The organism is Ehrlichia canis str. Jake (genome assembly GCF_000012565.1).
Classification (GTDB): Bacteria; Pseudomonadota; Alphaproteobacteria; order Rickettsiales; family Anaplasmataceae; genus Ehrlichia; species Ehrlichia canis.
In genome coordinates this window covers 379,298-395,861 of sequence record NC_007354.1, presented here as the reverse complement: position 1 = coordinate 395,861, position 16,564 = coordinate 379,298, and the positions used below count along the sequence as shown (strand labels likewise).

The window sequence follows — 16,564 nt, the reverse complement described above, 5'->3', positions numbered from 1 at the left end:
AAAAATTAAAATATATAATAAAACTAATAGAAAATTTGAACACAATACTATCTAAGTCAACAAATCTTCATTTGCTTTTAACTTATTCATCAGATCTTCTGCTCTGTCTAGGACAGACTGCGGAAACCCTGCTAACTTTGCAACATGTATTCCGTAAGACTTATTAGTTGATCCAGGTATAATTTCATGTAAAAATACAACCTTACCATTCCATTCTTCCACTTTCATACAGAAACACTTTATATTCTCTAAACATTCGTCTAATTTCGATAACTCATGATAATGAGTTGCAAAAATTGCTCTACTTTTATTAACATTGTGGATCTGCTCAATAACCGACCATGCAATTGACAAACCATCATACGTTCCAGTTCCTCTACCAATTTCATCAAGTATTACAAAAGATTTATCTGTAGCTTGATTAATTATTGCAGCAGTTTCTGTCATCTCTACCATAAATGTAGAATAGCCAAATGCAATATTATCAGAAGCTCCAACTCTACTAAATATTTTATCAATAACTCCTATATGAGCACTATACGCAGGAACAAATGAACCAATATGTGCTAAAATACCTATAAGTGCATTTTGTCTCAAAAAAGTACTCTTACCAGCCATATTAGGTCCAGTTATTAAATGTACTCTTTGCATTTGTGCAAGGTCAATATCGTTAGCAACAAATTTACCATTGCGCTCAACCACAGGATGCCTACCTTTTTGAATATTAAATTCATAACTATCATCAACTACAGGTCTAGTATAAGAATATTGTATTGCTAACTCAGCAAAAGAAGTTAACATATCTATTTCTGAAACAGCATGAGCAGTCATAGTAATTTCATCTGCATGCTCAATAATACGTGTACACAACTGACCAAAAATCTTTACCTCTAAACTAATTGCTGCATCTCTAGCAGAAATTATTTTGCTTTCTAATGCTTTTAGTTCACTTGTTGTATACCTGATACTATTAGCTAGAGTCTGCCTGTGAATAAAGTCTTTATCATTAATTAAATGGTTTGCTGAAACTTCAACATAATAACCTAAAATATTATTATATAATATTTTTAAATTTTGAATATTGGTAATATTACGATATTTATCTCGCAATTCTTGAATCAAATTATTACTATAATTTTGAATATATATATACTCTGACAATTGTACATCATAATCAGGCTTAATAAAGCCACCATCTTTAACGTTACTAACATTGTTTGGTATTAATACATTACTAAGAGTTTTACATAAATCATCATATCTTCCCAATCTTGTACAAAAATCACTCACAACACTAGTATCAAACTTACTTAGCAAATTAACTAATATACACGTCTTATCTAATGTTAACTTTAAAGCATACAAGTCTTTAGGAGAACATCTACCAACCTTGACTCTGGTCAAAATACGTTCTATATCAGCAATACCTCTTAACGTTTCCCTAACATTTTTATACAAAACTTTATTATTCACAAAAAATTCAACTATGTCTAACCTACGATTTATCGCATAAGAACACGCTAAAGGAGCAGATAAACATCGTTTTAACAATCTTCCACCACATGCTGTAATTGTATAATCTATAGAGGAAATCAATGAGCCTTCCAAATCCCCAGACTGTGTATTAAATAACTCAAGATTTCTCAATGCTGCAGCATCTATAAACATAAAATCACGATCTCCATAAGCCTTAGGAAACTCTAATTTAGGTAAATTACCTTTTTGCGTGGCTTTAACATATTCTAATAAAGAACCACATACAGCTATCTCTTCATCTTTTAAATCACCTAATCCCTTTAAAGTAGAGATTCCATAAACACTACATAAAGTATTATAAGACCTACTTGTATCAAAAAAACTACTGGAATACTGAGTTATAGAAAATTTATACTTTTTTAAAGTAGAATATATCAAATCTAACTCTACTAATTTATCAGAAATCAAAACTTCCTTTGGATTAATTCTCAATAAATCACTATCAATCTTACGTAAGTCTGTTGTATTATAATGAAACAATCCAGTAGATAATTCTAACCATGCAATAGCATAGTTATCATTAACATTAACTATACAACATAAATAATTATTCTCTTTTGCTTCAAGCAAAGAATCTTCTAATATAGTACCTGGAGTAACAATTCTTACAACATCACGTTTTACTAAAGCTTTATAACCTCTCTTCTTTGCTTCTTCTGGTGTTTCCAACTGCTCACAAATTGCTACTTTATAACCTAACTTTACTAATCTATTCAAATAAGACTCACTACTATGAAAAGGAACACCACACATAGGTACATTTCCTTTTTTTGTCAGAACAATATTCAATACCTTAGATGTCTCTATTGCATCATCAAAAAATAACTCATAAAAATCACCTAACCTATAAAATAACAAACACTCCTTATACTGATTTTTTAACATCATATACTGCTGCATTATAGGAGTTATTTTTCTATCATGATTCACTTTTTACCTATTGTTAACACTTATCATACAGTATATTATATGCAGTTACTAAAAAAAGATAATGGGTAGACTGTAAATTGAACAATAAACATTTTAATAAAAATATTAACAATACATAATGACATATTACTATTTGTATTTTATAACTACTAATATGTAGCTTTATCTAAATATTAATTATGGTATCTAAATGTTTGGTTTCTTAAAGAAAGGCGCAAGTGTTATTATAAAAGCAGCTGTAACACCCACCACCAGCAAACTACCTCATCAAGAAAGTGTAGGTAAGCATCTCGAAGGTATGCTTAAGAGCATTGTTCCAGGTCAAAAGTCATCTAGAGAGAAAAACTTTGACTTGAAAATGCATGATAGAACTTACAAATTGGGTGTCGAATTACCAGGCAGAACAAGAGTAGCAGGACATGAAACTGAAGTTGCTCTTAAAGTACCTTCTTATAAATTACCATACCAAGCTTTACAAAAATTTGCAGCATGGCAAGAACAAAATAAAGAAGGAGAAGTTGACGAAACCAGAAAAGATGCATTAGCATCACTAATCACACCTGTAGCAGCAACTAGAGAGTTAATTGCCAGCAAAACTGCAGATCAGTATTTTCAAAAACTAAAAGAACTTGACTCACAACTAAAAATAATATGTGGAAAAGTTACACTAGATTCTACAGCAGGAAGTTATAAACAAGGGCTAACTGTAGAACTAGACGTTTCTGGAAAATCAAAAGAACAAATAGAACAAGAAGTAAAAATAGTTCTACAAAGTTTAGGCATCACAGACTCAAAACTAGCCAAAACTTTTGCTCAAAGATTATACAAAACATCCACTGACCCAAAAGTTAGCTCAGCAGATATACAAGATAAAAAAACCAACACTGACAGTAAAGATACAACAGATGATAAAGATGTTGTATCATCAGCTCCAGCACAAAATAGCGATGTAGTATCACCAAAAAAAGAACAACGCAGTGATTTATATCCAGCACCTGAATCAAGTACTATGTCAGACAGTGATTTTTCACTTACAAATCCTAGAAACATGCCTTATAATACTAGAGGGCCTTTACAAAGTTCAGAGATGTTACAAAAGCTACAACAACAAATCTTGATGCAGCACAGGCCTGAGCCACTATTTCCACAACCCATGTCTCCTAGCATGCAACAAGCAGTTGAAGAAATAGCAAGAGATTTACCAACCAATATCAATGAAGAAGAACATATGCAAGGTAATTCCACTAATACAGGCATACCAATACACAATACAGGAAAAGCACATGCAAGAAGGTAATAACTCCTATGATAAAGATAACGTCTTTGCAAAAATTCTGAGAAAAGAGCTTCCATGTAATATAGTATATGAAGACGAGTCAGTGTTAGCATTTCACGACATACATCCACAAGCTCCCATACATGTTTTAGTAATCCCAAAGAGTGATTACATATCATTTGATGATTTTAGCAATTCTTCAGCAGAAGATATTAAACATTTCTTTTCTGTAGTAAAGAAAATTACACACAAACTTCAATTAGATAAAACTGGCTATAGAATTGTAACAAACCATGGAAAACAAGGAGGACAAATCATTCCACATTTTCATGTGCATATCTTAGGTGGTAAACAACTATAAATTAAATGTGTCACAGCTACATGTATAACATATTAAAATAAATAGAAAGGCACTTCATAATAATTCTTTGCATCACTCACACAAATTTGTATATTGTATTATGTTTATGAAAAATAATGATATTTCCAATGTGTTATCAAAAAAATACATCTTTTAGAGTAAAGGTAATATGAGTAATTATTGATTCTAGTATTTTCAGACTATAGTGACTACATTATAAACTAAGTTTACACATTTGAGATTATTAAATAATCATCATTACAATACACACCACCAGTAAAAACACAGCTTTCATAATAAAGATATTTCTAGTAATAACTTTATATTACTTAACCACAAAACTACACTATAAACTAAGTTTATATTATTACACACATTAGATACTCATTATAATAAATACTACTTATCAGAATGTAAATCTGTAAATACAGTATACTTAAAATACAATTTCATAAATAATTATAAGATTGATTAATAAAACAAATTACAAATAAATTGATATACAAACCTAGAAATTGTGTAAAAACTAATGTTAAGATATTTTACCAAAAATAAATTTCTAACCTAATATCTTAATAACTCTCATATCATGAAAGAAAAAATAAATGTGTAGCCAAAGAAAATTATCTTGAATTTTTAGGATACTTAAACAATAATAATAGTCAAATATAATTACATCATTTATATTAAGGTAGGTCGTATGTCTAAAGTGAAACTAAGTGGTATCTTTACAGCACTGATAACACCTTTTAAGAACGATTTCTCTATAGACGAAGACACATTTAGTAAATTAATTGAGCACCAAATTAGCAATAACATTCATGGGTTAGTTCCATGTGGAACTACCGGCGAATACTCTACTTTAAGCTTTGAAGAATATTGTAGAGTCATTGAACTATGCGTGAAAGTTACAAACAAACGTGTGCCAATAATAGCAGGATCTGGATCAAATTGTACGCAAGAAACTATTAAACGTACATTATACGTTCAATCTTTAAATGTAGATGCAGCATTAGTAGTTGTACCATACTATAATAGACCAAGCGACGAAGGAATATTTCAACATTTTAAAGCAGTACATGACGCCACAGATGTTCCTATTATTATATATAATATACCTCAAAGAACTGCCATTGACCCAAATGATGTACTACTTGCACGAATCCTATCTTTACCAAGAATCATAGGTATTAAAGACGCAACTGGAGACGTAAGCAGACCACTTAATTTAAAATTACTCATAGATAAAGAATTCGCATTATTCACAGGAAATGACGCTACAAGTTTGGGCTTTTATGCTCAAGGTGGTGGTACTGGATGTATTTCTGCAGTTTCAAATGTAATACCTAAAATATATTCTGATATGCACAATGCATTCTTTGCTCATAATATAAAAGAAGCTATGGATGCAAATGCATCAATATTTAAGTTATCAAAAGTATTGTTTTGCCAATCAAATCCCTCTCCAACAAAATACGCAATGAGCTTAATCAAAGGCATATCTCCAACAGTAAGATTGCCATTAGTAGAGCTAACTCAGGAAAATAAATTAAAAGTAGAAAATATGTTAAAAGAGCTAAACTTAATCTAAAACACATATTTTTACACACCAGTAACATTGTTGTGTTTTTTTACATACAATGTGCTGATTATAGTATATCTCTGTCAAATATAGCAAGAGCAAGTGTCACAGCTTTATAAAATATTTTATAAAAATTACTCATATTTTTTATACTTTCACGCTGTGATACCTGTTCCAACAATATAATATATACTTATTACTAAGTAAGATTTTTTGCTTTTATATCTAACAATATGCTTAACATAGCATATTTGTGAATACATAATAATAGTAAAAGATCATATATTTAATAAAATACTTTGTAAACTACCAATATTTTTGTACATGCATGCTAGACATACGTTCTAACAATACACTTTTATTACCTCAATATTCTTGTATTGTTTTCTAATACCTAATATGCTTGACATGGCATATTTTGTATAATATAATTCAGACAAGGGTCACAGCTTTACAAAATACTCTATAAAATTCACTCTTAATCAATATTTTCTATACTTTCTATGCTGTGATACCTCCTACATAATAAATTAATGGAGCAAGCATGACAACATCAACGTTAGAAATTCAAGAATCTTTAAATAATCTTACAGCTTCATGGGAAGAGTTTAAAACTCAAAATGAAAAAAAACTATCAGATATTAGTGCAAAAAGTGCAATATACCCTTCTATATTAGAAAAATTAGAAAAAACAGAAAATATATTAGACATACAAAACCAAAGATTAGATCAACTAGAAATATCATCACAGCGTCCTATTACTTATGACAATAAACATTACAATGAAGATCATAATTACAAGATGTTTACCCAATACCTATGTAAAGGTATTGATGAAATTAAAAGCGCTACCGAAGAGGCATTAGATGAATCATATTCAGTACCACATAATATATCATCCTACATAGAAAAAAACTTAACTCAGAACTCAGTAATGCGACAACTATGTTCCATAGAAAAAATATCCGGTGACAGCTTGGATTGCTTTATCTCGGACAATAACCAAACAAATGTTAACTGGAGAACAAGTAGTCAAGATACAGATGAAACAAAACCACCAAAAATTGATAAAGTTACTATTAATTTACACGAATTATATGCTCAACCAAAAATCACAAAAAAATTATTGGAAGACTCTACAATAGACATAGCCAGTTGGTTAATTAATCATCTAGTTGATGCATTCAGCAGAGCAGAAAATACTGCTTTTATCTCTGGTGACGGAAATAATAAACCATACGGAATTTTAACGTATGCTAAAGAAGAGAACACTATAGAATCCAAAACATTAAACAGCGATACAATTATTAAACTATACTATTCACTTGATGAATACTTTGCTACAAAAGCAGCATTCATAATGCATAGAAGTGTATTAGAAGCAATTAGATCTCTAAAACTAACATCCGGGCAATACATTTGGCATCCAGGGCTAACTCCAGGAAATCCAGACACATTAATGGGACTACCAGTATATCAAACATCTGATATGCCTCAATTAAATAAAAAATCATTGCCAATTATAGCACTTGCAGATTTTAAGAATGCATACAAAATAGTAGAAAACCGTTCTATCAGAACATTAAGAGACCCTTTTACAAGCAAACCATTCGTTAAATTCTACACAACAAAAAGAGTAGGAGGAGCAGTAATTAATGATAATGCCATCAGGTTTCTAAAAATTACAGAATAAAAAATCAACAAACTTTCTAAAAGCCATTAACTTCTCTTTACTACTCAAATATAAAAACCATACAACACTTACGTCAAACTAATATAAATTGTAATTCGAATTTTAAATTCAATTAATTCCATAAATAAATTATGCTTCAGTATTATAGTAATACATTATGAGTAAACTATATTACAAATATCATTACACTAAAATTTACACTTTAACAGACCTTATTATACTAATATCTTTTATATAATTTGCGATCTACTTGCAACGTTAACAATATACAGGAATCCTTTTAATTATTATTTACATAATAAAAGAGATTTCTGTCATATTGAAAACATAATGTAATTACTATACAGTAACTTATCACACTTCAACTTAATACACGTGATAAAATATCATTCTGCTCATTACTATGCATACTTGCATACCCAGCTGCAGTAGCAGCAGAAGCAGGACGAGAAACACATAATGGCCGCTTAGATTTTATATTTATTTTCATCAATACTCTCTCAACATAACTATTCACAAATCCCCACGCTCCCATATTCATTGGTTCTTCCTGACACCATACCACCTCAGCATTCTGATAATGTTTTAATTCATTTGCTAATTGATCCTCTGGAAAAGGATAATACTGCTCTAAACGTATTACAGCTATATTATCTATTTTATGTTTATCTCTAGCTTCAATAATATCAAAATAGACTTTCCCACTACATATTACAACTCTCCGCACTTTATCATTACTAGATAATGGATACACCTCACCAATAACAGGAACAAAAGAACCTGTAAAATCAGATAATTTAGATACTGCCATTTTATGACGTAATAAGGACTTAGGAGTAAATATAACAAGAGGTTTACGAAAATCTCTACATATTTGTCTACGTAACACATGGAAATAACTTGCAGGAGTTGTACAGTTTACAACCTGCATATTATCTTCTGCACATAATTGCAAATACCTTTCTATTCTAGCAGAACTATGCTCTGGTCCTTGCCCCTCATATCCATGAGGAAGTAATAATACTAATCCACTACAACGTAACCATTTAGTTTCTGCAGAAGAAATAAACTGATCAACAATAATCTGCGCACCATTTGCAAAATCACCAAACTGAGCTTCCCACATAACTAAAGTTGAAGTAGAATCAGTACTATATCCATATTCAAATCCCATAACAGCATATTCTGATAATGGACTATTAAATACTTCAAAATTTGCCTGTGGTATGCCTAAATTATTCAAAGGGACATAGGAATTTCCAGTAACTTGATCTATCAATACCGCATGTCTATGCGAGAATGTACCCCTACAACAATCTTGACCAGATAATCTAACTCTCACATTTTCTGATAACAAAGACGCAAAAGCTAAAGCTTCACCAGTTGCCCAATCAATATTTTCACCAGAAGATACCATATCAAAACGTGTTGACAATATCTTCAATATTTTTTTATTACCATTAAATTCCTTCGGAACATTTACTAGCGCATGAGCTAATTTAAATAATTTTTGTTCATCTACTCCAGTATCAGACAAATAATCCTCAAAATTACCAGGTACAGGCCTTCTGAAGTTAGTCCAATTACCTTTTAACCAATCAGCTTGTTTAGGAATATATTTTTCAGATTGAACAAACTCTTCACTAAGCATATTATTGAATTCAGTTTGTAAAACTTTGCATTCCTCTTCTGTAATAATGTTTTCATTAATTAATTGCTCTTTATAAAGCTTCATAGGAGTTTTATGCTTCGTAATACAATCATACATTACAGGCTGAGTAAATAAAGGTTCATCACCTTCATTATGCCCATAACGACGATAACATACTATATCAATAACCACATCTTTATTGAACTTTTGTCTATATTCTACAGCCAACTTAATAGCAGCCACTATATCTTCAGGAGAATCTCCATTAACATGAAAAACTGGAGCATCTATTAACTTCGCTATATCTGAACAATAAAAAGAAGATCTAGAATCTTTTGGATTTGTTGTAAAACCTATTTGATTATTAACTATTATATGTATGACACCACAAATCCCATATCCAGTTAAATTACTTAAAGTTAACGTTTCAGCAACAACCCCCTGACCTATCACAGAAGCATCACCATGTACTAATATTCCAACTATAGAAGGCTTATCACAATCTTGTAACACATCTTGTTTTGCTCTAACTTTGCCCATAACAACTGGATTTACAGACTCTAAGTGAGAAGGATTAGGACACAAAGATAAATGTACAATCTTATCAGTAGACAATTGACGATCAGCAGAATAACCTAAGTGATATTTCACATCACCAGAAACATCCAGATCTTTTGGATAAGCAGTTCCACCTTTAAATTCATATATCATAGCTCTATATGGTTTCTTCATCACTTTTGTTAATACACTTAACCTACCACGATGAGACATACCTATCACTATTTCACGAAAATTAAACACAGTAGATAAATCTATTATTTTTTCTATAGCAACAACTAAAGAGTCTCCCCCTTCTATAGAGAACCTTTTATATCCTGGATATCTAGTATGAAGGAATTGTTCAAAACATTCTACTTCCATTAAATGTTGCAATATTTCCTTTTTTTCATCATTTGATATTTTGTTACAAACACTTTCAATTTTGTTCTGTAACCACAACCTTTCTTCATGATTTCTAATATGCATAAACTCATAACCAAGTTTACCACAATAAATAGATTTTAAAGTATCAATGACATCACTTAAAGTAGGATTATCTAATCCTAATACAGAATTAAATTTAGTAGAAGGTTTTATCTCACTTAAATCAATATACTTATTATAATCTAAATCACCAGTCACCTGTAATTTTAAAGGGTCCAAATCAGCAACAGCATGCCCATAAGATCTAAAAAAATTCAATAATTCTAAAATTTTAGAGTTATAACTATCAATGATATTAACACTATTCGACTGATCAATAGGGTTAATATTTTCCTGAACATATAAACCCATAGAAAAAAAATTACGCCACTCAGAAGAAACAGAATTACTATCTTTCTGATAACGCTTATAAATATCCTCTATAACATCTACATTATCAGTAAATAAACAAGTCACATCTTTCATGTTTTTACCATTTCTAAATTTCAACAAATCCTCTATCGTGCAAGTTCATATTACTTAAAGCACAAATAATACACAGAATTACAGAAAATAACCTCACAGTAATATATCTATCAAATTCAAAAAATAATACCTCAATTGCATGACAGTAATAATGCACTAAACTGCTAATACTCAACTTTTTACTAACATTATAAATGTTATAACAAACTTGAGAATTACTCATAAATCACCTTATACAATAAAAATTTTTTTTCTACCTTAGAATTAGAATACATATTACATTTATCAACAATAAAATATGATTTTCTCTCACTCTTTAACATTATGAGCTTTCCAGTAATTATGACATTTATTATTGCTTAAATACACAATAATTCAAAGGTAAAAATTACAACATGATAACTTAATGACGAATAATTGAACATTACAAAAATAGTTTAACATAAAAGTAAAAATTATTATGAAACAAATTTACAGCACTATATCCCGAATTAATAAAATATGCTTGATGAAATAATCCCATTCTGATATATTTGTGGTGTTCTTATATTTTAGAAAACATTCAGTATTCCCTTTAGTTATCCATTCTTCCATATGTTATATTGATTAACTTTTTAATCAAAAAATTCTTCATTAGTTTTCAAAAAAAATCGATATTATCAGTATCATACTACATAAAATTACGTTTACTGAAGATTCTATAATCTTAACTATTACTATATCCCAAAGACATACATGAAAAATATCAATCCTAAATTACAACAGCATCTATCATCTGAAATATTAACTATTGCACACTGCATACAAATTATCTTGCAAAACAAAAAAATAATAGGATTAACTAATTTTGATCAAAACCTACACATAGACAATATTACTTATGAAGCAACTCCTGAACTAATCATAGATACATTAAAATATAATTTTAACTATGGTAATAGTACAAAAATAGAAACTACAATAAACAACAATATAATAAAAGAAGAAATAATATCCGGATTATATGATTCTGCTATAGTTAAAATATTTCTTGTAAATTACACAGATCTTACTCAAGGTAGTGTCATACTATTTTATGGTAACATTGATGAAATAACACTTATTAATGATAAACTAATAGCAGAACTTAGTAGTTTATATAACATTTTATCTAGAAACATCGGAGATTCTTTTTCATCATCATGTCGAGCACAATTCTGCGATAACAAATGTAAATTAAACAAAGAAGAATTTACCAACATTTACAGTATTACTCGAGTAATAAGTGATCAAGAATTTGAATGCATTAACTTGATAAACATTGACAATTATTACACATACGGATTTATTACATTTATAGGAGGAGAAAATAACAACTCTACTGTAGAAGTTAAATCTCACAATCAAGCATATATAAAATTTTACAATACATTACCAAAAAAAATATCAGTACATGACACGTTTTCTATAGTTGCTGGTTGTGATAAAAGCTTTACCACATGTAGCAATAGGTTTAACAACAGCAAAAACTTTAGAGGAGAACCTCATATCCCAGAAATACATTAAAAAAAATCATAATTTTGATTCTGCTAATAAGTATCTAAACATTTAAATAATGTTCTTTATTAACAAGAATCAAGTGTTTATACTAAAAAAGATCAGTATTTTTATATTCTCACACAAGTTGGGTAATAAGTGTTATACCGAAATACTATGATAAATAAGAGATAAGACAGAATACAAACATATTAATTAATTGATAGAACTTTTACTAATATTCTTATTTTGTATAGTAAGTACAACAATGTCACAATAAATTCACATACCTCTTTGTGAGATAATATGATTGGACTTAGAACAAAGGATATAATATGACAAAGATTTAGCGAAAACCACTCAGATCAATCATGGAATATTAAATTAAATATGAAATAAGAACTTTACTGAAACTGCAAATACTCCGTTATCGTGAATCCTCAATATTGATTACTGATACTATAGAGCTAAATCTTATTAACTTCTAAACATATTAAACACTAGTGCATTACAATGATATAACCTCAAGGCTAAGAAAATACATTATATGCATAGTAAATTACTCTGAAATAAACTGTTAGAAAATTTTTAAAATATATATAATCGAATACTTAACACTGACACCTTTATAAATCAAACCTATCAATTATACTTATATAAAAAATTGAACACCTTGTATTAAAGCAATACCACCGGCAAATTCCTTGTTAATAAAGTTATGAAAATAATTAAAAGACTAACATAACATTACAAACTATAAAACAAGCACTAGTATTACACAAGGTTTAACATCTACAATCCAATCTAAACTAAACCTTCTTTTTACGCTATCAACATCATGTACTTAAAAAAATATTTTCTTTTGAGTTTTTCCAGGAGTTACACTTATGTCAACAACCATATTATCAACTATTATTAATACTATTAAAGAATCTATAGCAAAATTGCTCTCATCAGAATTAAGTAACATCACAAATCAAGATATACAAACCCATATCTTAGGTAATAATACCCAAACTAAACACATACCAAAAATCAATCATTTAAAAATTCAAACATCCACATATGGAAAAATGATACCTATGTTATATGGAAGTATGCGTATAGCAGGAAATATAATATGGATGGACAAAATTAAAATCACTACAGATGAAGATATAGTAATTATAAATAATCCAAACAAAAAACCTACAACTCACAGTTCTACACAATACAAATATTCTACAAGCTTAGCAATCGCAATATGTAAAGGTTACGTAAAAAAAATTTCAAAAATATGGGCTAATTCACAATTATTAGACTTAAATACATTAAAATATAGATTTTACCAAGGTACAGAAGATCAAGAGCCTGATTCACTAATGCTAAAATTAATGGGTGATACACCAGCATATCGTGGTCTTTCATACATAGTCATAGAGAACCTTCCTTTAACAGAATATAAAATACCCAATTTTACATTTGAAGTAACAGCATATCCTTTCAATTATACTTACCAAGACCATATAACACATAAAATTAAAAGTATACATATTATACCAGGATCTGGAGAATTTGCATATGACACAAAAATACAAATGAAAGTTTTTCAACAGAAGATTGGAAATCAGTACATACCTTATGGAGAGGCACAAAAAATTAACAATCATAGTCAACAAAAAAAAGCAGATGCTTTAATTTCATTAGATCAATTACAAGAAACTTTACCAAATGTACAGTGGATATCTGTAATTGTAAATTGGTACACAGATAGCTTAAATATTAAAGATTGCAATATTTATCCAGCAGTTGAATTCAAATTTGACGCCACTACAATTCCTGATAATTGGAATGTCGCAGGAATAAATAGAGAATCAGCAAGAAAAATCTCCAACTACAATAACAGTACTTTATATAGTAGTTGCGGTACCACCAATGATAAATCTTTAATTAGATACATCAATGAACTTAAAACAAGAGGTTATAAAGTACTACTATACCCTATGCTATTAGCAGATACCCAAGATAACAAATGGATAGGCAATCTAACAGGAGATGTAGAACATATTACAACTTTTTTTAATAAGCAATATAATCCATTCATTAAGCATTATTGTAATTTAACTAAAGATATAATAGATGCTTTTATAATTGGATCAGGGTTCATTGGACTAACAAGCATAAAAAACAACCATAATCATTATCCAGCAGTAGTAGAACTTACAAAGTTAGCAAATTACGTAAAAAATCAGGTTGGCAATAACACTATTGTAACATATGCAGCAGATTGGAGAGAATATCATTCCCATAATGGATATTATAATATGGATACACTTTGGTCATCAAAAGATATCGACGTAATAGGAATAAATGCATACTTCCCACTTACTGATACTCCTCAACCCACAAATGGATTTACAGAACAAGACATTATCAATGGATGGCATTCAGGAGAAGGATATGATTACTTTTATACTGATCCAGAAAAAAAACAAGGGAAAATACCGTACATTGAAAATAACAACCAATATTCTTGGAAAGATATCGAGAAATGGTGGAATCGATATCACATTAATCCAGACAATACCATCACTTCTTGGATTCCAAAATCAAAAAAAATATGGTTTACACAATACGGCTTCCAAAGCATAGATAATTGTACAAGCCAACCTAGCATATCTATAGATTCTCAATATAACAAAAAGCCAATCTTTTCAAAAGGACATGCAGACTTTCGCGCACAAAAAATTGCAATAAGTGGTACTATTAAAACATGGAATAACTCCAATATAGTAGAACAAATGTTTCTTTGGGGATGGGATGTAAGACCATATCCTTATTTTCCTCAATTACAAAACATATGGAAAGATGCTAAAAATTGGCAAATAGGCCTCTGGATACAAGAAAAACTATCACTACTAGAAATATCTAATATAATCTATGACTTATTAAAAAATACAGGATTAGAAAATAATCAAATAAATATACAAAACTTACACAACGAAATAGATGGATATATAATTACTGAGACACAAAGCGCAAAATCTATACTTAACTCATTAAAAGACTTATATAATTTTGAAATAGTAGAACAAGATAATAAGTTATCAATCATTCAGGAAAATCAACCAACACAATACAATATACCATCAGATGACATTTTACTTAACAATAAAAACAATACACAAAAACTTACAAAAACAAAGCCATTTAATCTAGTGAATAGTATTAACTTTATGTACATTAACAAAAACAATGAATACAATATAAGTTCACAGCGAGTTAAAACACATAACTTACAAAATACAATAACACAAACTATTCAAGTCCCAGTTGTTTTAAGTAATGACCAAGCAAAAACTATAGCAGAAAATATTTTAAACAAAAAATCAAATAATAAATACAGCTTTTACCTTGCTTTACCAATAAAATATGTTTGGCTTGATACTAATGATGTCATACAAGTAGAATACAACAACTTCTCATACAAAATCAAAATTATAAATATCTATATAAATAACCTATCAATTAATATAGAAGGAATTATTTATAATCACACACTAACTAACCAATCCTTTATCACTAACAATGACTTCAATGATAATCCTGAGAAACACACTATAGAAACTCCTGTACAAATACTTGATCTACCATGTATTAACAACATAGATAATGTATTATATTTTGCAATTACTAGGATTAAAGAAAATTGGGAAGGAAGTATTCTTTATTCATATGGAAATCAAAATGAACACTATAAAGATGTTTTACCTATAGATACAGAAGCAACTACTGGAATCACTCTACACAATTTAGATATAGGACCAATCGCTATACCAGATGAAGCAAACAAAATTACAATCTTTTTGAAAACTGGACAACTACACTCTATTAAATCTTTATTTGCAAATAACAATAGTAACCTAGCATTAATTGGGAATGAAGTAATACAATTCCAAAATGTCATACAAATCAGACAAAACACATATCAACTAAATTATATGCTTAGAGGAAGATTTGGCACAGAAAAATATATTGATAAACATAAAAAAGAAGAATTTTTTATATTATTAGACAACCTACCCTATCTTAAAATCAATCAGTCATCAATAAACAAATCACTGATATATAAAGTAATATTCAAAAAATCTACATCTTACACAAAACAATTAATATATACATATCGTGCTAACAACTTGAAGCCACTACCTGTAACACATGTCAAAGGAAAACGTGATATATACAACAACTTAACAATTAGCTGGATAAGAAGAGTACGTATAAATGGAGAATGGAAAGATAACATTGGCACACCTATAGATGAAAAATTTGAAAGTTACGATATTGAAGTTTTAGACAACCAAAATATAGTAAAACGCACAATTACAATAAAAGACAATTCAACATTTACATATTCTGCTACACAACAACAACAAGATTTCAATTCCATACAAGCAAAAATCAATATTAGGATATATCAAAACTCTAATGTAATAGGAAGAGGAGCAGTTTATGAAGCTACTTTATAAATTTCAAATCAATAATTATAGACAGGCTATCTGTAAACAAAATACAAGATTTCAATTTATAAA

9 protein-coding genes are annotated in these 16,564 nt (G+C 29.2%); 6 read left to right on the top strand and 3 right to left on the bottom strand.

Annotated features, from left to right (window positions below; all coding sequences use genetic code 11):
- Positions 1 to 51: 51 nt before the first annotated feature.
- Positions 52 to 2,466: a DNA mismatch repair protein MutS gene (gene mutS / locus ECAJ_RS01370; RefSeq protein ID WP_011304385.1), complete on the bottom strand. Its 2,415-nt coding sequence runs from the start codon at positions 2,464 to 2,466 to the stop codon at positions 52 to 54.
- A gap of 190 nt (positions 2,467 to 2,656) precedes the next feature.
- Here mutS and ECAJ_RS01365 point away from each other — a divergent pair, with 190 nt between their 5' ends.
- The 4 genes from ECAJ_RS01365 (at position 2,657) to ECAJ_RS01350 (ending at position 7,378) form a co-directional block, all read left to right on the top strand.
- Positions 2,657 to 3,763, top strand: coding sequence for a hypothetical protein (locus tag ECAJ_RS01365; protein WP_011304384.1), 1,107 nt, complete (start codon positions 2,657 to 2,659; stop codon positions 3,761 to 3,763).
- Entirely contained in the window at positions 3,750 to 4,103 is a 354-nt protein-coding gene (locus tag ECAJ_RS01360) for a histidine triad nucleotide-binding protein (RefSeq protein WP_011304383.1), read from the top strand. Before ECAJ_RS01365 ends, ECAJ_RS01360 begins: the two co-directional genes overlap by 14 nt.
- Before the next feature lie 700 nt (positions 4,104 to 4,803).
- The gene (dapA, locus tag ECAJ_RS01355) at positions 4,804 to 5,694 is read left to right on the top strand and encodes a 4-hydroxy-tetrahydrodipicolinate synthase (protein WP_011304382.1); all 891 of its coding nucleotides are present in this window, start codon (positions 4,804 to 4,806) and stop codon (positions 5,692 to 5,694) included.
- Positions 5,695 to 6,229: 535 nt separating this feature from the next.
- A complete protein-coding gene (locus ECAJ_RS01350; protein ID WP_011304381.1) occupies positions 6,230 to 7,378 on the top strand; it encodes a phage major capsid protein in 1,149 nt (382 codons plus the stop codon).
- A gap of 361 nt (positions 7,379 to 7,739) precedes the next feature.
- Here the strand turns inward: ECAJ_RS01350 and ECAJ_RS01345 are convergent, their stop codons facing one another.
- Together ECAJ_RS01345 and ECAJ_RS01340 are read right to left on the bottom strand one after the other, a co-directional pair.
- A complete protein-coding gene (locus ECAJ_RS01345) occupies positions 7,740 to 10,478 on the bottom strand; it encodes a 2-oxoglutarate dehydrogenase E1 component (RefSeq protein WP_011304380.1) in 2,739 nt (912 codons plus the stop codon).
- 13 nt (positions 10,479 to 10,491) lie between these two features.
- Positions 10,492 to 10,701: a hypothetical protein gene (locus tag ECAJ_RS01340; protein WP_044261956.1), complete on the bottom strand. Its 210-nt coding sequence runs from the start codon at positions 10,699 to 10,701 to the stop codon at positions 10,492 to 10,494.
- Positions 10,702 to 11,213: 512 nt separating this feature from the next.
- On the opposite strand from ECAJ_RS01340, the gene ECAJ_RS01335 reads away from it, so the two are divergent.
- Together ECAJ_RS01335 and ECAJ_RS01330 are read left to right on the top strand one after the other, a co-directional pair.
- Positions 11,214 to 12,023: a DUF2163 domain-containing protein gene (locus ECAJ_RS01335; RefSeq protein ID WP_011304379.1), complete on the top strand. Its 810-nt coding sequence runs from the start codon at positions 11,214 to 11,216 to the stop codon at positions 12,021 to 12,023.
- 857 nt (positions 12,024 to 12,880) lie between these two features.
- Positions 12,881 to 16,501, top strand: a complete 3,621-nt coding sequence (locus ECAJ_RS01330) for a glycoside hydrolase/phage tail family protein (RefSeq protein ID WP_011304378.1) — start codon at positions 12,881 to 12,883, stop codon at positions 16,499 to 16,501.
- The last annotated feature ends 63 nt before the right edge of the window (positions 16,502 to 16,564 follow it).

Bases quoted from the DNA above. Each gene is read 5' to 3' on its own strand.
- ECAJ_RS01365 (WP_011304384.1), top strand. From the start codon at position 2,657: ATGTTTGGTTTCTTAAAGAAAGGCGCAAGTGTTATTATAAAAGCAGCT.
- ECAJ_RS01360 (WP_011304383.1), top strand. From the start codon at position 3,750: ATGCAAGAAGGTAATAACTCCTATGATAAAGATAACGTCTTTGCAAAA.
- dapA (WP_011304382.1), top strand. From the start codon at position 4,804: ATGTCTAAAGTGAAACTAAGTGGTATCTTTACAGCACTGATAACACCT.
- ECAJ_RS01350 (WP_011304381.1), top strand. From the start codon at position 6,230: ATGACAACATCAACGTTAGAAATTCAAGAATCTTTAAATAATCTTACA.
- ECAJ_RS01345 (WP_011304380.1), bottom strand. From the start codon at position 10,478: ATGAAAGATGTGACTTGTTTATTTACTGATAATGTAGATGTTATAGAG.
- ECAJ_RS01340 (WP_044261956.1), bottom strand. From the start codon at position 10,701: ATGAGTAATTCTCAAGTTTGTTATAACATTTATAATGTTAGTAAAAAG.
- ECAJ_RS01335 (WP_011304379.1), top strand. From the start codon at position 11,214: ATGAAAAATATCAATCCTAAATTACAACAGCATCTATCATCTGAAATA.
- ECAJ_RS01330 (WP_011304378.1), top strand. From the start codon at position 12,881: ATGTCAACAACCATATTATCAACTATTATTAATACTATTAAAGAATCT.